This is a genomic window from Chryseobacterium sp. MYb264 (genome assembly GCF_035974275.1).
Classification (GTDB): Bacteria; Bacteroidota; Bacteroidia; order Flavobacteriales; family Weeksellaceae; genus Chryseobacterium.
The window spans coordinates 3,357,417-3,371,671 of record NZ_CP142422.1 but is presented as its reverse complement, the minus strand read 5'-3'; the positions used below and the strand labels follow the sequence as shown (position 1 = coordinate 3,371,671).

Annotated in this window: 9 protein-coding genes, 2 tRNA genes and 3 rRNA genes; 11 read left to right on the top strand and 3 right to left on the bottom strand. The window is 39.6% G+C overall.

The window, feature by feature from the left end:
- The first annotated feature begins 85 nt into the window (after positions 1-85).
- Positions 86-1,765 (top strand): 2-succinyl-5-enolpyruvyl-6-hydroxy-3-cyclohexene-1-carboxylic-acid synthase, encoded by a 1,680-nt coding sequence (gene menD / locus VUJ46_RS14550; RefSeq protein ID WP_326981461.1) that lies wholly within the window; start codon positions 86-88, stop codon positions 1,763-1,765.
- On the opposite strand, the gene VUJ46_RS14545 is transcribed toward menD, so the two are convergent.
- Together VUJ46_RS14545 and VUJ46_RS14540 are read right to left on the bottom strand one after the other, a co-directional pair.
- On the bottom strand, positions 1,762-2,388 hold the full coding sequence (locus VUJ46_RS14545; RefSeq protein ID WP_326981460.1) for an aminotransferase class IV: 627 nt from the start codon (positions 2,386-2,388) through the stop codon (positions 1,762-1,764). The genes menD and VUJ46_RS14545 overlap by 4 nt on opposite strands.
- Entirely contained in the window at positions 2,372-3,349 is a 978-nt protein-coding gene (locus VUJ46_RS14540; protein ID WP_326981459.1) for an aminodeoxychorismate synthase component I, read from the bottom strand. Before VUJ46_RS14540 ends, VUJ46_RS14545 begins: the two co-directional genes overlap by 17 nt.
- 48 nt (positions 3,350-3,397) lie before the next feature.
- On the opposite strand from VUJ46_RS14540, the gene VUJ46_RS14535 reads away from it, so the two are divergent.
- From VUJ46_RS14535 to VUJ46_RS23005, 10 genes are all read left to right on the top strand, one after another.
- Positions 3,398-4,120, top strand: a complete 723-nt coding sequence (locus tag VUJ46_RS14535; protein WP_326981458.1) for a hypothetical protein — start codon at positions 3,398-3,400, stop codon at positions 4,118-4,120.
- Between the two features lie 69 nt (positions 4,121-4,189).
- A complete protein-coding gene (locus VUJ46_RS14530; RefSeq protein ID WP_326981457.1) occupies positions 4,190-4,927 on the top strand; it encodes a beta-carotene 15,15'-monooxygenase in 738 nt (245 codons plus the stop codon).
- A complete protein-coding gene (locus tag VUJ46_RS14525) occupies positions 4,927-6,015 on the top strand; it encodes an AI-2E family transporter (protein ID WP_326981456.1) in 1,089 nt (362 codons plus the stop codon). The genes VUJ46_RS14530 and VUJ46_RS14525 overlap by 1 nt, the downstream gene beginning before the upstream one ends.
- A gap of 11 nt (positions 6,016-6,026) precedes the next feature.
- The gene (locus VUJ46_RS14520) at positions 6,027-6,281 is read left to right on the top strand and encodes a DUF3820 family protein (RefSeq protein ID WP_326985108.1); all 255 of its coding nucleotides are present in this window, start codon (positions 6,027-6,029) and stop codon (positions 6,279-6,281) included.
- A 1,197-nt stretch (positions 6,282-7,478) separates the two neighbouring features.
- Positions 7,479-8,995, top strand: a 16S ribosomal RNA gene (locus tag VUJ46_RS14515).
- Between the two features lie 215 nt (positions 8,996-9,210).
- Positions 9,211-9,284 (top strand) — tRNA-Ile (locus VUJ46_RS14510).
- 91 nt (positions 9,285-9,375) lie between these two features.
- Positions 9,376-9,449 (top strand) — tRNA-Ala (locus VUJ46_RS14505).
- 158 nt (positions 9,450-9,607) lie between these two features.
- A 23S ribosomal RNA gene (locus VUJ46_RS14500) occupies positions 9,608-12,362 on the top strand.
- Positions 12,363-12,538: 176 nt separating this feature from the next.
- A 5S ribosomal RNA gene (gene rrf, locus VUJ46_RS14495) occupies positions 12,539-12,646 on the top strand.
- Together the 16S, 23S and 5S rRNA genes with 2 tRNA genes alongside form the textbook arrangement of a ribosomal RNA operon.
- Before the next feature lie 711 nt (positions 12,647-13,357).
- Complete coding sequence (locus VUJ46_RS23005; RefSeq protein ID WP_442784956.1) at positions 13,358-13,669, top strand: terpene synthase family protein; 312 nt, start codon at positions 13,358-13,360, stop codon at positions 13,667-13,669.
- Positions 13,670-13,861: 192 nt separating this feature from the next.
- Here the strand turns inward: VUJ46_RS23005 and VUJ46_RS14490 are convergent, their stop codons facing one another.
- The gene (locus tag VUJ46_RS14490; RefSeq protein ID WP_326981455.1) at positions 13,862-14,236 is read right to left on the bottom strand and encodes a VOC family protein; all 375 of its coding nucleotides are present in this window, start codon (positions 14,234-14,236) and stop codon (positions 13,862-13,864) included.
- Between the last annotated feature and the right edge of the window lie 19 nt (positions 14,237-14,255).

Here is a 14,255-nt window from a genome sequence, read left to right as displayed (position 1 = left end):
TTAGAAATTTAACGTGACTGCAAAATTACATTTTTTTTAAATTAAATGTTTTTAGAATTAAGTATTTATAAACTAAATTTGTGATATGAAAAAATATTCTTCTAAAAGAAGTATTCAGATACTTGCGCATCTTCTTCAGCAATATGGAATTTCAGATGTAGTGATCTCTCCGGGATCCCGAAATGCTCCTTTGGCGATTCATTTTTCGGAAATGGCAGGCGTTTTCAATTCTTTTAGTATTGTGGATGAAAGAAGTGCTGCTTTCGTTGCCCTCGGAATGTCGATTAGTGAGAAAAAACCTGTGGCCATAACGTGTACCAGCGGTTCGGCGGCGGCCAATTATTATCCGGCGATCACAGAAGCATTTTATTCAAATATTCCGCTTTTGGTGCTAACGGCAGACCGCCCGACAGATTATGTGGATATTTTTGATGGGCAGACGATTAGACAGAATCAACTTTTTCATCAGCATTCTTACGGAGATTTCCAGTTGCTGGAAGACAGTAAGGAAAATGCAGAAGACATCAATTTTGATATTATTAAAAAAGCGATCGAACTCTGTATTGAAAAACAAGGTCCGGTACATATTAATATTCCGTTGGAAGAACCTTTGTATGAATTGGTTTCAGAACTTCCAACTTTCCCAAGCGTTGAAAAAACGATCAAGAATAAAGAATATGAAATTCCGTCTAATTTAGTAGCAGATTGGAATACTTCACAAAGAATTTTATTGTTAGTCGGAACCAGAAATTACAGTCCGGAACTTGAAAATCAATTAACTCAATTGGTTAAAAATCATTCGGTTGTTGTTTTGAGTGAAGCGAATTCTAATTTGCATTACGAAAAGTTCTTTAAGCATATTGACCGTTATATTTACAATTTCACGGAAGAAGATTTTAAAACCTATGCACCCGATTTGTTGATTACTGTTGGGCAAAACGTAGTTTCTAAAAAAGTAAAACAGTTTTTGAGAAAAGCACGACCAAAGCAACATTGGCATTTGGATGAGGTCTGGCAGCCGGATACATATTTCGCTTTAACGGAGAAAATTGAAGTAAAGCCTGAAGTTTTCTTTTCAAAATTATTAAACTTCGTAACTCTTGAGCCTAAACCTTATTTCAATCTTTGGGATGTTTTGAGGGATAAAAAAGATGCGAAACACGAATTATATTTGAATAGAGTTGAATTTTCAGATTTCTATTTTTTTAATAAAGCGTCTCAAACTATTCCTGAAAACTACAATATTCATTTCAGCAACAGTTCGGCAATTCGATATGCGCAGTTGTTCGATTTCGGGAAAAGAAAAATGTATTGCAACCGAGGAACAAGCGGAATTGACGGTTCTACTTCAACAGCGATGGGTTTTGCGATAAAAAATGCCAGCCCAACTTTGTTAATTACAGGTGATTTAAGCTTTTTCTATGACGTAAACGGACTTTGGAATCAATATATTCCGCCATTTGTGAGAATTATTATTTTCAACAATGGAGAAGGAAATATTTTCAAAATTATTCCGGGACCAGGAAATGCAAATCCAAATACTTTAGACGAATTTATCGCGACCAAGCATAAGAAAAACGCAGAACATATTGCCAAGCATTTCGGCTTTGCTTACACAAAAGTGGAAGACGAACCAACGCTGGACAGAGTGCTGGAAAATTTCTTCAAGCCAGATGCACAGCCTAAAATATTAGAAGTCAACACCTATGGTAAAAATAGTGCTGACGTTCTAAAAGGTTATTTTGAATTCATGAAAGAAAATTAAAGATCTAAATATTCTTCATTACCCGGTAGGTTGATAATTCGGGCTATTGGGTAAATGAAGTTTTCATCAAAATCATTTAAAGAGTTAATAAGCTGAAAATGTGAAAATTGTTTCAGATTTTGCAGCGTTATTTCAGTTTCTTTAATATCTTTCGATTTTAAAAGATCCTGTCTCTGAACTCCATTCAAAAGATAAGTGTTGGGTGTAAACCATTCTTTACCTTTCAAAAATAAAAGATTAGAAAAAGAAGTATCGGTAATGTGATTATTTTTCACGATGATAATTTCCTCTGCTTTAGATTTCATTTTCATCTTTTCCAGTTCTTTTCTGTCTTCAAATTTGAAGGAATAATCAAAACTGTTGTTTTCAACTAGCTGAAAATCTTGTATCTCCGGAATCGCATAAGGAATCATCTGGGTACGCACTTTTTTATCCAGATCATACACAATTCTGAATTTGAAAAGCCCATCTTCATCATGCTCAAGATGTTCAAATATTTTTTTTAAATCAATAGAACCTTCCTTCCCAAAATGGGCAAAGGTTTGATTTACACGCTTCTGATGAAAATCTAACAGGTAAATTTCCTGATCTTCTACTTTAATGCTTTCAATGAATTGGGACATAAATTTTATTTTTCATTTCCTGATACTCGTCTTCTAATTTACTCATGTGCGTGATGCCGCCGCCGCTTTTGAAATAAAGATCTTCGCCTTCCTTTTCAATAAAACGAATCATAACACAGCTGTCTACGTTTTTACCATCAAACCAACCGCAAACTCCCGTGTAATAACCTCTGTCATATCCTTCGGCATTAAGGATTATTTCCAACGTTTTTGGCTTGGGAGCTCCTAAAATAGAGCCCGCAGGAAGCAGTTTTTGCATAATGCTTCCCACTTTTCCGTCAAATTCAGGTTTTAATGTTCCTGAAATCTCAGAACTCATGGCATACAAATCTTTTTGCTGTGTTTTGATGAAGTCGATGTGTTGAAATTGATCAACCTTCACATCATCTGCCACCATGCTCAAATCGTTTCGAAGCAAATCTACCACCGTGTAGTGTTCTGCTTTTTCCTTTTTGTCGTTCTTCAAAATTTCTGCTGCATTTTCCAAAGACGCATCTATGGTTCCTTTCATTGGATAAGTCAAAATTTTGCCGTCTACGATTTTCACAAAAGTTTCAGGAGAAAAAAATACAAAAAAATCTTTATAAAAAACCTTGTATTTTGCAGTAGAATGATAAAAAATTTCCTCAAGTGTTAAATTTGTCTCAATTTTCGTTTTTCTAGTATAATTTACAAGATAAGAATTTCCTAAGCGAATATTTTTCTGTACTTCATCAAAACCTGTTTTAAAACTTTCCATAGTTTCCGGAAACGATTTCCATTCGATATTTTTATGGAGTTTTTCTTCCTTTTTTAAGCTTGAAAAGTTTTGAAAATCAATTAATAAGCCTGATTTTTCTATTTCATCTTCTTTAAAGATCTCTACATTCTCCGTAAGGAAGTCCACGATGAAGAAATAGGGAACCTTCTGAAGAGAAAGTTCGTCCATTTCCATAAATTTTTGATGATTCACTGAAAACATTCGGCAAAAATAATTATTAGATGTTTACTTTTGCATAAATTTTTTTTAATGCAGAACAAATATCCTCAGAAACCGGGAATTGATTTTATACTAAAGCAGGCTTTTTTTTACTGGAATAAGACGTTGGTTTATCAACTGGTGTTTTCCATCATCTATTTTGCGGTATTTTTTACAGCATTTTTCTTTCTCGCTTCCCGATACGGAATTTGGGAGATGAATCAGCAATTGGCAGACGCTTTCAAGATAAGCACAACGGAGTATATGAAGCAGATTGCTGAAGTAAGCGCCACAGAAAGTTATCAGAGTTTTACGTACGGAATTTTAGCAACATTGATTTTTTTATATCCTTTAAATCTTGGCTTTTTCCAGATTTTCAGAAAGATTGATCTAAAGGAGAAGTTGGAATTGGGTGATATTTTTGCGGGTTACAACGGAATTAATTTCTTCAAATACATCGGATTCTATATTTTCTGGATGTTTACTTACCTTTTAGTGGCTCAAACCATTATTTTGGCAGTCGTTTGGGTTGTGGTAACCGTCTTTGCAGCGCCTTTGATGTTTTATACAGGAAAAGGGACTTTTGAAGCCATCGCATTAAGCTTTAAAGCATTGAAAATGTTCTTTGTTGAAGTTTTGGTGTGTGTAATGGTGGCTTTTTTCTTTAAATATATCGGTTTTGCCTTATTTTTAATAGGCGGATTATTTACTTTTCCGTTTTGGAATGCGATGATTTATTCATTATATAAAACCGTTTTTTCAGAGAAAAGTTAAATTTCAGACTGGTTATTGAATATTTTATCAAAAAAAGCTAAATTTGGTAAAATCACTAAAATATAAACTATGTCTGACTTTAACGAATTCGATCAACAGGGATCTGTACCTTCAAGAGATGCAGGTTCTATTATTTCGCATGCTTTCGAGATGTATAAAGGCATCTTTCTGTATGCTATTGTAGCGATGATTATTTATCTCGTCGGCGGATTTTTAATACAAACCATCAGCGGTTTTAATTCTGCTAGCTTTGCTGAAGAAATTAGAGATGCGGGAGGCGATTTTACCGATTTCAGTTATTGGAATGCACCTGGATTTTCAACCTATCTTACTTTATCCGGTTTGTTGAATATTTTATTGGCGCCGTTATATGTAGGATTGATTTTTATTGTCAATAAATTCAACACAAAAAATACCATCGAGTTTTCAGATTTGTTTGTAGGATACCGTCAGAATTTTGTTAATATTTTGGTTTATAGCCTTCTTTCGGGAATTATTTCAACCATTTCAATGTGGTTGTGCTTTATCCCGTTCTTTTTCGTTTTCCCTTTATTGATGTTGGGATATCCTATTCTGTTGTTTGAAAATGCTTCAGCAACCGAAGCTTTAGGGAAGTCTTATAATATCGCTAAAGAAAATTATGGAACGTTTTTGGGTGCAACATTTTTAGGTCTGTTAATTTCCTTCGCAGGAATCATTCTTTGCGGAATCGGAATTATCGTAACCGCCCCATTCATCATGGTAGTAATGTATTCTCTTTACTGCGCCTTTTTAGGAAAACCAAGACAAATATTATATAAACAATAATGAACAAAGGAGAACAAATTAGCAGCGTTAAAATAAAACAGGTTTCTCTGCTTGCCATCATTTTAGTGTTGGCGGGATTGATCTGTTTTAATCTAGCCCTTTTTATTCCATCGGTTTTAGGAGCTATCACAATTTATGTGGTCTGCCGAAAATACAATTTCTATTTACAGGAAGAAAAAAAATGGAAACCTTGGGCGTCCTCATTGATCTTAATGCTTGCCAGTTTGATCATACTTATTTTACCGATTTATTTCATTGCCGATCTTATTATTGAAAAATTAGGAAATGCTCAGGCTTATATGGATAAGTTTAATGTATTTCTTGAAAAAATTCATACCTATATTTATTCTAAAGTTGGTTTCGATATTCTCAGCAAAGAAAATATGGATAAGCTGAAAAGTTCTGTTGGGCAATTTTCTACCAGAGCTTTAAGCAGTACTTTCAATACGCTTACGGTAATCATGTCCATGTATTTTATTCTTTACTTCATGTTGGAAAGACCACGATTTTTTGAAAGAATTCTGGCTTCTTCAGCACCTTTAAAAAGATCAAATGTTTCTTTAATAGGAGAGAAGATGAGAAAACTGATCATGGCCAATGCAATTGGTATTCCTGTCGTGGCGCTTGGACAGGGTCTTGTTGGTCTTGTCGGATATTTTATCTTTGGAGCACCAAGTCCGGTTTTGCTTTTTGCATTAACGGCGGCGGCATCTATGATTCCGGTTGTAGGAGCGGCGATTATCTACGTTCCGGTTTGTATTTATATGATAGCGAGTGGCGACACTGGAACAGGATTGGGATTGGCTGCGTATTGTATTATCGTTGTTGGTTTAACAGATAATGTTTTGCGTTTTACGCTTTTGAAAAAATTGGAAGATATCCATCCTTTAAATACCGTTTTCGGAATTATTATGGGAATGAATTTGTTCGGCTTCATGGGATTGATCTTCGGTCCGATTCTGATTTCTCTTACGCTTCTGTTAATTCAGGTTTACAGAAATGAATTTTCTGATGATGAAACGCCCGATTTAGCATTACCAAACAAAGAAGATGACGATCTTGAAAATAAAATTGATATAATAGTATAAAAGTGGAAGGAATAAACCCGGAAATATTAAATGAAATCTGTGTCGTAAAAATGCCTTTTGGAAAATACCAAGGCACTGTTTTGGCAGATTTACCGATAAGCTATCTCGAATGGTTCTACCGAAAAGGGATGCCTCCCGGAAAATTGGGAATGCAGCTATCAACGATTTATGAAATAAAGTTAAATGGTTTGATGGATTTGCTAACTCCAATTCGCGGTGGAGCTGTGCATTACGAGAAGCCCAAGCCCAAGACTTATAAATTCTAAGATAATTTTCTGCAACATTTTTATGTTGCAGAATTTTTTTTGCCATAATTCTCAATTAATAAACTCCAACTCTCCAACTCTCAAATGCCTTTCCTCTCGAATTTTTTTCATTAGCTTTTTCCCGCTTTCCACTGTATCTTTTTTCCCCCTTCTTTTTTCAATCCTTCGCCAAAAAAGGATGCCGCTGCAATCGGGGCTAGGGGAGTCTCCCTTTTTTCACATGAGGCAATGCAGGAAGCAGGAAGCAAACAGTAAGAAGTAAAAAGATCCAACAAGACAGAGTACTGATTTACCCGAATTGCCCTTCAAGTTCACATCAGCTAAAAAAACTTTCAATTGAAGCATATCCCACCCTCAGATCCCCACTCTAAAAAATTCTCCTCCTCTGGAGGAGTGTCAAAAATTCAAAGAATTTTTGACGAGGTGGTTCTTCCGAAGCTGCTCCCATCTATATGATAACATAACCTTGCCATCATCCACCATTTAACCCCCAACCTTATAGGTTTTCAAAACCTATAAGTTTTTCTTATCTAATAGAACATAATCCCATTCTACATATCTTCAACTTCATGGTCTCCACTCCCCCCAAACCCACCGACCCCTCAAACTCTACAACCCACGCATACAAAATCCTCGCACAGAAAACCCTTTCAATCAAAAAAAAATCTCCCAATCAATCAGCTCGTTACGCTCAAATATGAACTCAAAGTAAACATTATGTTAAATAAATTAGGATTGTATTGTCCAAAGCCCTTATCTTTGCCCCACTGAAAACGAGAGTATGTCAGTAAGCGCAGAAGAGCTTTTGAATAAGCAATAAATTAAAGATCACTTTAAGATAAACAAATAAAAACTACCAGTTTTTAATTTAAAATAATTTCAAAATTAAATTAGATAAAAGCTTGCGAGTTTAGAAAAAGTTTGTATCTTTGCAGTCCGGTAAAACGGGGAGCAGGAGTGAGGTTGATAAATAATAAACGAAGAGTTAAGGTCATCAAAAAACTTTAAAATTTTCTTCATAAAAATTTGGTCAATAAGAAATAAGTTATTACTTTTGCACTCGCAAATACGGGACGACACTGACAGAAAGATTGTCCTGGTAAAAAAGCGAAAGAACGAAGTTCATTGAAATATAATATAACAACCAAGTAAGGAAAAACTAAAGCGTCAAAACTTTGAGTGAGTCAGAACAAACATACAATGGAGAGTTTGATCCTGGCTCAGGATGAACGCTAGCGGGAGGCCTAACACATGCAAGCCGAGCGGTATTTGTCTTTCGGGACAGAGAGAGCGGCGTACGGGTGCGGAACACGTGTGCAACCTGCCTTTATCAGGGGGATAGCCTTTCGAAAGGAAGATTAATACCCCATAATATATTGATTGGCATCAATTAATATTGAAAACTCCGGTGGATAGAGATGGGCACGCGCAAGATTAGATAGTTGGTAGGGTAACGGCCTACCAAGTCATTGATCTTTAGGGGGCCTGAGAGGGTGATCCCCCACACTGGTACTGAGACACGGACCAGACTCCTACGGGAGGCAGCAGTGAGGAATATTGGACAATGGGTTAGCGCCTGATCCAGCCATCCCGCGTGAAGGACGACGGCCCTATGGGTTGTAAACTTCTTTTGTATAGGGATAAACCTACTCTCGTGAGAGTAGCTGAAGGTACTATACGAATAAGCACCGGCTAACTCCGTGCCAGCAGCCGCGGTAATACGGAGGGTGCAAGCGTTATCCGGATTTATTGGGTTTAAAGGGTCCGTAGGCGGATCTGTAAGTCAGTGGTGAAATCTCACAGCTTAACTGTGAAACTGCCATTGATACTGCAGTTCTTGAGTAAGGTAGAAGTGGCTGGAATAAGTAGTGTAGCGGTGAAATGCATAGATATTACTTAGAACACCAATTGCGAAGGCAGGTCACTATGTCTTAACTGACGCTGATGGACGAAAGCGTGGGGAGCGAACAGGATTAGATACCCTGGTAGTCCACGCCGTAAACGATGCTAACTCGTTTTTGGGTCTTCGGATTCAGAGACTAAGCGAAAGTGATAAGTTAGCCACCTGGGGAGTACGAACGCAAGTTTGAAACTCAAAGGAATTGACGGGGGCCCGCACAAGCGGTGGATTATGTGGTTTAATTCGATGATACGCGAGGAACCTTACCAAGGCTTAAATGGGAATTGACAGACGCAGAAATGTGTTTTTCTTCGGACAATTTTCAAGGTGCTGCATGGTTGTCGTCAGCTCGTGCCGTGAGGTGTTAGGTTAAGTCCTGCAACGAGCGCAACCCCTGTCACTAGTTGCCATCATTAAGTTGGGGACTCTAGTGAGACTGCCTACGCAAGTAGAGAGGAAGGTGGGGATGACGTCAAATCATCACGGCCCTTACGCCTTGGGCCACACACGTAATACAATGGCCGGTACAGAGGGCAGCTACCTAGCGATAGGATGCAAATCTCGAAAGCCGGTCTCAGTTCGGATTGGAGTCTGCAACTCGACTCTATGAAGCTGGAATCGCTAGTAATCGCGCATCAGCCATGGCGCGGTGAATACGTTCCCGGGCCTTGTACACACCGCCCGTCAAGCCATGGAAGTCTGGGGTACCTGAAGTCGGTGACCGTAACAGGAGCTGCCTAGGGTAAAACAGGTAACTAGGGCTAAGTCGTAACAAGGTAGCCGTACCGGAAGGTGCGGCTGGAACATCTCATTTTAGAGCGTCTTTAGACGTTAAACAAAATTAGTATCGCAAGATACACAAGTACTTACTTAAAGTAAAGCTTTAGTTTTTTGTTTGGTTGATTATATAAAAAATATAAAACCCACTAGAAATTAGTATAGGGATAGAGAGATTTTAGATTATAAATTATAGATTTTAGATTTAAAAAGCATTTAAAATTTTCAATTTAAAATTTAAAATTATAACGAAGTCTCGTAGCTCAGCTGGTTAGAGCGCTACACTGATAATGTAGAGGTCGGCAGTTCGAGCCTGCCCGAGACTACTAATTTTGAGTATAAGAGTTTTAGAGTATAAGGGAATATGAGTTTAACGCTCAAACTCTCCCACACTACTACTCATACACTCAACTAGAGGGGGAATTAGCTCAGCTGGCTAGAGCGCCTGCCTTGCACGCAGGAGGTCAAGGGTTCGACTCCCTTATTCTCCACAGTTTTGGAAGTTTGATTTAAAAGTTACGATTGGAGCCAAAAACAACAATTGTTCATCAAACGGAAGAGAAGAAATTAAGATCATTGACATTAACGGTAAAGACATCACAAAGAGAAAACCGAGCACTTATAAGTGCTTGAGTAACCTAAAAATAGGAAAGAAATCGTTAAGGGCGTATGGCGGATGCCTAGGCTTTCAGAGGCGAAGAAGGACGTGGTAAGCTGCGAAAAGCTGCGGGGATTGGCACACACGAATAGATCCGCAGATGTCCGAATGGGGCAACCCGGCAGGTTGAAGACCTGTCACCTCGTAAGAGGAGCAAACCAGGAGAACTGAAACATCTAAGTACCCTGAGGAAAAGAAATCGAAGAGATTCCGTAAGTAGTGGCGAGCGAAAGCGGATTAGCCCAAAAGTTTTTATATATTTAGAAGAATGTTCTGGAAAGAACAGCCATAGACGGTGATAGCCCGGTATTCGAAAGGTATATTAAGATGATAAATGAGTATGGCGGGACACGTGAAATCCTGTCTGAATATGGGGGGACCATCCTCCAAGGCTAAATACTCCTGAAAGACCGATAGTGAACAAGTACTGTGAAGGAAAGGTGAAAAGCACTTCGAATAGAAGGGTGAAATAGAACCTGAAACCGTACGCCTACAAGCGGTCGGAGCCCACAAGTTGGGTGACGGCGTGCCTTTTGCATAATGAGCCTACGAGTTAATTTTACTAGCGAGGTTAAGTAATTAAGTTACGGAGCCGGAGCGAAAGCGAGTCTGAATAGGGCGCATAGTTAGTAGGATTAGACGCGAAACCTTGTGATCTACCCATGGGCAGGTTGAAGCTTTGGTAACACAAAGTGGAGGACCGAACCGGTTGACGTTGAAAAGTCTTCGGATGACCTGTGGGTAGGGGTGAAAGGCCAATCAAACTGGGAGATAGCTCGTACTCTCCGAAATGCATTTAGGTGCAGCGTCGTAAAAAAGTTTATTAGAGGTAGAGCGACTGATTGGATGCGGGGGAGTCAAATCCTACCAATTCCTGACAAACTCCGAATGCTAATAAATGTTCTGCGGCAGTGAGGGCATGGGTGCTAAGGTCCATGTCCGAGAGGGAAAGAACCCAGACCAACAGCTAAGGTCCCCAAATATATGTTAAGTTGAAGCAACGCGGTTGGACTGCATTGACAGCTAGGATGTTGGCTTGGAAGCAGCCATTCATTTAAAGAGTGCGTAACAGCTCACTAGTCGAGCGGTCCGGCATGGATAATAATCGGGCATAAACATATTACCGAAGCTATGGATTTGTAATTTATTACATCTGGTAGGAGAGCATTCTGTTTGCGCCGAAGCAGTATCGTGAGGTATTGTGGAGCGGACAGAAAAGAAAATGTAGGCATAAGTAACGATAAAGGGGGCGAGAAACCCCCTCACCGAAAGACTAAGGTTTCCTCAGCCATGCTAATCAGCTGAGGGTTAGTCGGGACCTAACGCGAACCCGAAAGGGGTAGTGGATGGACAATGGGTTAATATTCCCATACTTGCTCACATTAAAAAGGGGACGGTTCGATGTAGCTACTGGAGACTGACGGAATAGTCAAGGCCTAGCCTTCGGGCGAAGCTGCTGTAGTGAACTCGGATCCAAGAAAAGCCGAAGTGAAGCAACCCGTACCAAAACCGACACAGGTAGTCGAGGAGAGAATCCTAAGGTGCTCGAGTGAGTCGTGGCTAAGGAACTAGGCAAAATAGTCTCGTAACTTCGGAAGAAGAGACGCCATCAGCAATGGTGGCCGCAGTGAAGAGGCCCAGGCGACTGTTTATCAAAAACACAGGACTCTGCTAAATCGAAAGATGCTGTATAGGGTCTGACACCTGCCCGGTGCTGGAAGGTTAAGGAAGGGCGTTAGCGTAAGCGAAGCGTTTGACTGAAGCCCCAGTAAACGGCGGCCGTAACTATAACGGTCCTAAGGTAGCGAAATTCCTTGTCGGGTAAGTTCCGACCTGCACGAATGGTGTAACGATCTGGGCACTGTCTCAGCCACGAGCTCGGTGAAATTGTAGTATCGGTGAAGATGCCGATTACCCGCAATGGGACGAAAAGACCCTGTGAACCTTTACTATAACTTCGTATTGACTTTGAGTAAGTAATGTGTAGGATAGGTGGGAGACTTTGAAGCAGGCACGCTAGTGTTTGTGGAGTCAACGTTGAAATACCACCCTTTACTTACTTGGAGCCTAACTTCTTTTAGAAGGACATTGCGTGGTGGGTAGTTTGACTGGGGTGGTCGCCTCCAAAAGAGTAACGGAGGCTTTCAAAGGTACCCTCAGCACGCTTGGTAACCGTGCGTAGAGTGTAATGGCATAAGGGTGCTTGACTGTGAGACCAACAAGTCGATCAGGTGCGAAAGCAGGACATAGTGATCCGGTGGTTCCGTATGGAAGGGCCATCGCTCATAGGATAAAAGGTACTCCGGGGATAACAGGCTAGTCTCCCCCAAGAGCTCACATCGACGGGGAGGTTCGGCACCTCGATGTCGGCTCGTCACATCCTGGGGCTGGAGAAGGTCCCAAGGGTTGGGCTGTTCGCCCATTAAAGTGGCACGCGAGCTGGGTTCAGAACGTCGTGAGACAGTTCGGTCTCTATCTATTGCGGGCGTTAGATGTTTGAGAGGGCTTGATTCTAGTACGAGAGGACCGAATTGAACAAACCTCTGGTGTATCAGTTGTACCGCCAGGTGCACCGCTGAGTAGCTACGTTTGGAAGAGATAAGCACTGAAAGCATATAAGTGCGAAACTCGCCTCAAGATGAGACATCTTTTAAGGGTCGTGGGAGATGACCACGTTGATAGGCTACAGGTGTAAAGTTGGTAACAGCATAGCCGAGTAGTACTAATTACCCGTAGATTTATAGCCTATTGGTTGCTATTAAACAAGCCTTATAAGTGCGCCACTGGTTTTGCCTTTGTGATGAAATTTACCGATACATATAATTTAAGAATGTACCATTTAACCAATGTAACAATAATTGTAAGAAATAAAATTAATTGTTACACTGTTACATTAACTACATTGTTATATTAAACCATATTTAGGGTGGTTTTAGCGGTGGGGCTCACCTGTTCCCATTCCGAACACAGAAGTTAAGCCCACCAGCGCCGATGGTACTGCTAACGCGGGAGAGTAGGTCGCCGCCAGTTTTTATTAAAAAGTCTCATACTTTAATTAGTATGAGACTTTTTTTTTGCTCGAAACTCAAACAAAGTTACCTTTGCCAGATGCCAGATGCCAGATGCCAGATGCCAGATGCCAGATGCCAGATGCCAGATGCCAGATGCCAGACGCTAGAAGCGGGAGAGCCCCGGAGGGGCGATCTGTTAATAGCAAGAAAAATAAAGCCTACATCAATATTTTAAAATTCGTGCATTAGCGGCTCTCAAAAACCGCATCATCTGTGAAAATCCGTGGAATTTGTGGGAGATAAAAAATCAGCATCGATATAAAATTCGTGGCGATAAAAAATTGTTTTGTTTCCCATTGATACTTGTATTTTTGCTAGAAGCTAGAAGCTAGAAGCTAGAAGCTAGAAGCTAGAAGCTAGAAGCTAGAAGCCAGAAGCGGGAAAGCCCCGGAGGGGCGATCTGTTAATAGCTCCAGATGTTGACCCCGGCAAAAAAGCTCCGTAGGAGCGAACTGTTACTATAAAGAAAAGTAAAAATAGATAATGTAATACCATTTATCTTTGAAATTTCCTTTAAATTATTCAACCCCTACGGGGTTATACCATCATTAAATACTTGTTCGTCGGGTGAAGCCCGACGCTACTGATATTTAACCCCTTCAGGGTTTGTTAAGGTAAATTCAAAAAGAAAATAGTATAAGAAAAATTATGGCGGCATTTAGCCTCATTAATTTGTTTTCTGAAACATAATACCAGCTTCTATAAAAGAAAGAAAATAAGGCAGAATCTGGAAGAATTAGGGGCTTATCTGATGTGTATCTCTAATGATCTGTTTTCGTGGATAAAGGAGGCTTTTTATTTTTCATGTAATCGGCAATCAGCCGTACAGCGTGAAAGGAGTGTTAGCTGGGATGAAGCGGTGAAAATGACAGCTAAGATTCATGATGAAAAAATGATTGAATGTATAGGTCTTTCTGAGCAGCTTCCTTGTTCTAATGATGAGGGTAATGCTTTATGGCAGAATTTCGTTGAAAGACTTTAACTTCAGATAGCGGAAATATGGTTTGGAGCGAATCAGAGACCTCACGTTATCAGTTTATTTATAAAGGTAATGCACAAAGAAGAAATACAGCAATTTCTGTATCATGATGCAATAAAGAAAACCTTGCTGATAAGGAAAAATAAAATTTTGGAATTTTCGGGAACGCTTATTGGTCCCCGAAAATATTTATCATTATTTTGGTTCCCAAAGTTCAACTTTATTTCCTTCCAGGTCCAGAATATGGATGAATTTACCGAAATCATACGTGGCTATTTCATCTAAAATGGTAACGCCTTCTTTATTTAATTCCCCCACCAAAGCTTCGAGATTATCAACAGTATAGTTGATCATAAATTCTCTCTCAGAAGGTTCAAAATATTTTGTTGTTTCAGGAGAAGGGCTCCATGTCAGTGAACCTTTTGGATTTGAATCTGCTATTTCCTGCCAGTCGAATGTTGCTCCGTATTCATTTACATCTATTCCGAGATGGGATTTGTACCATTCTTTTAAGGCTTTTGGATCTTTACATTTGAAGAAAATACCTCCGATGCCGGTTACTCTTTTCATTTTATGCTTGTTTTTAAAA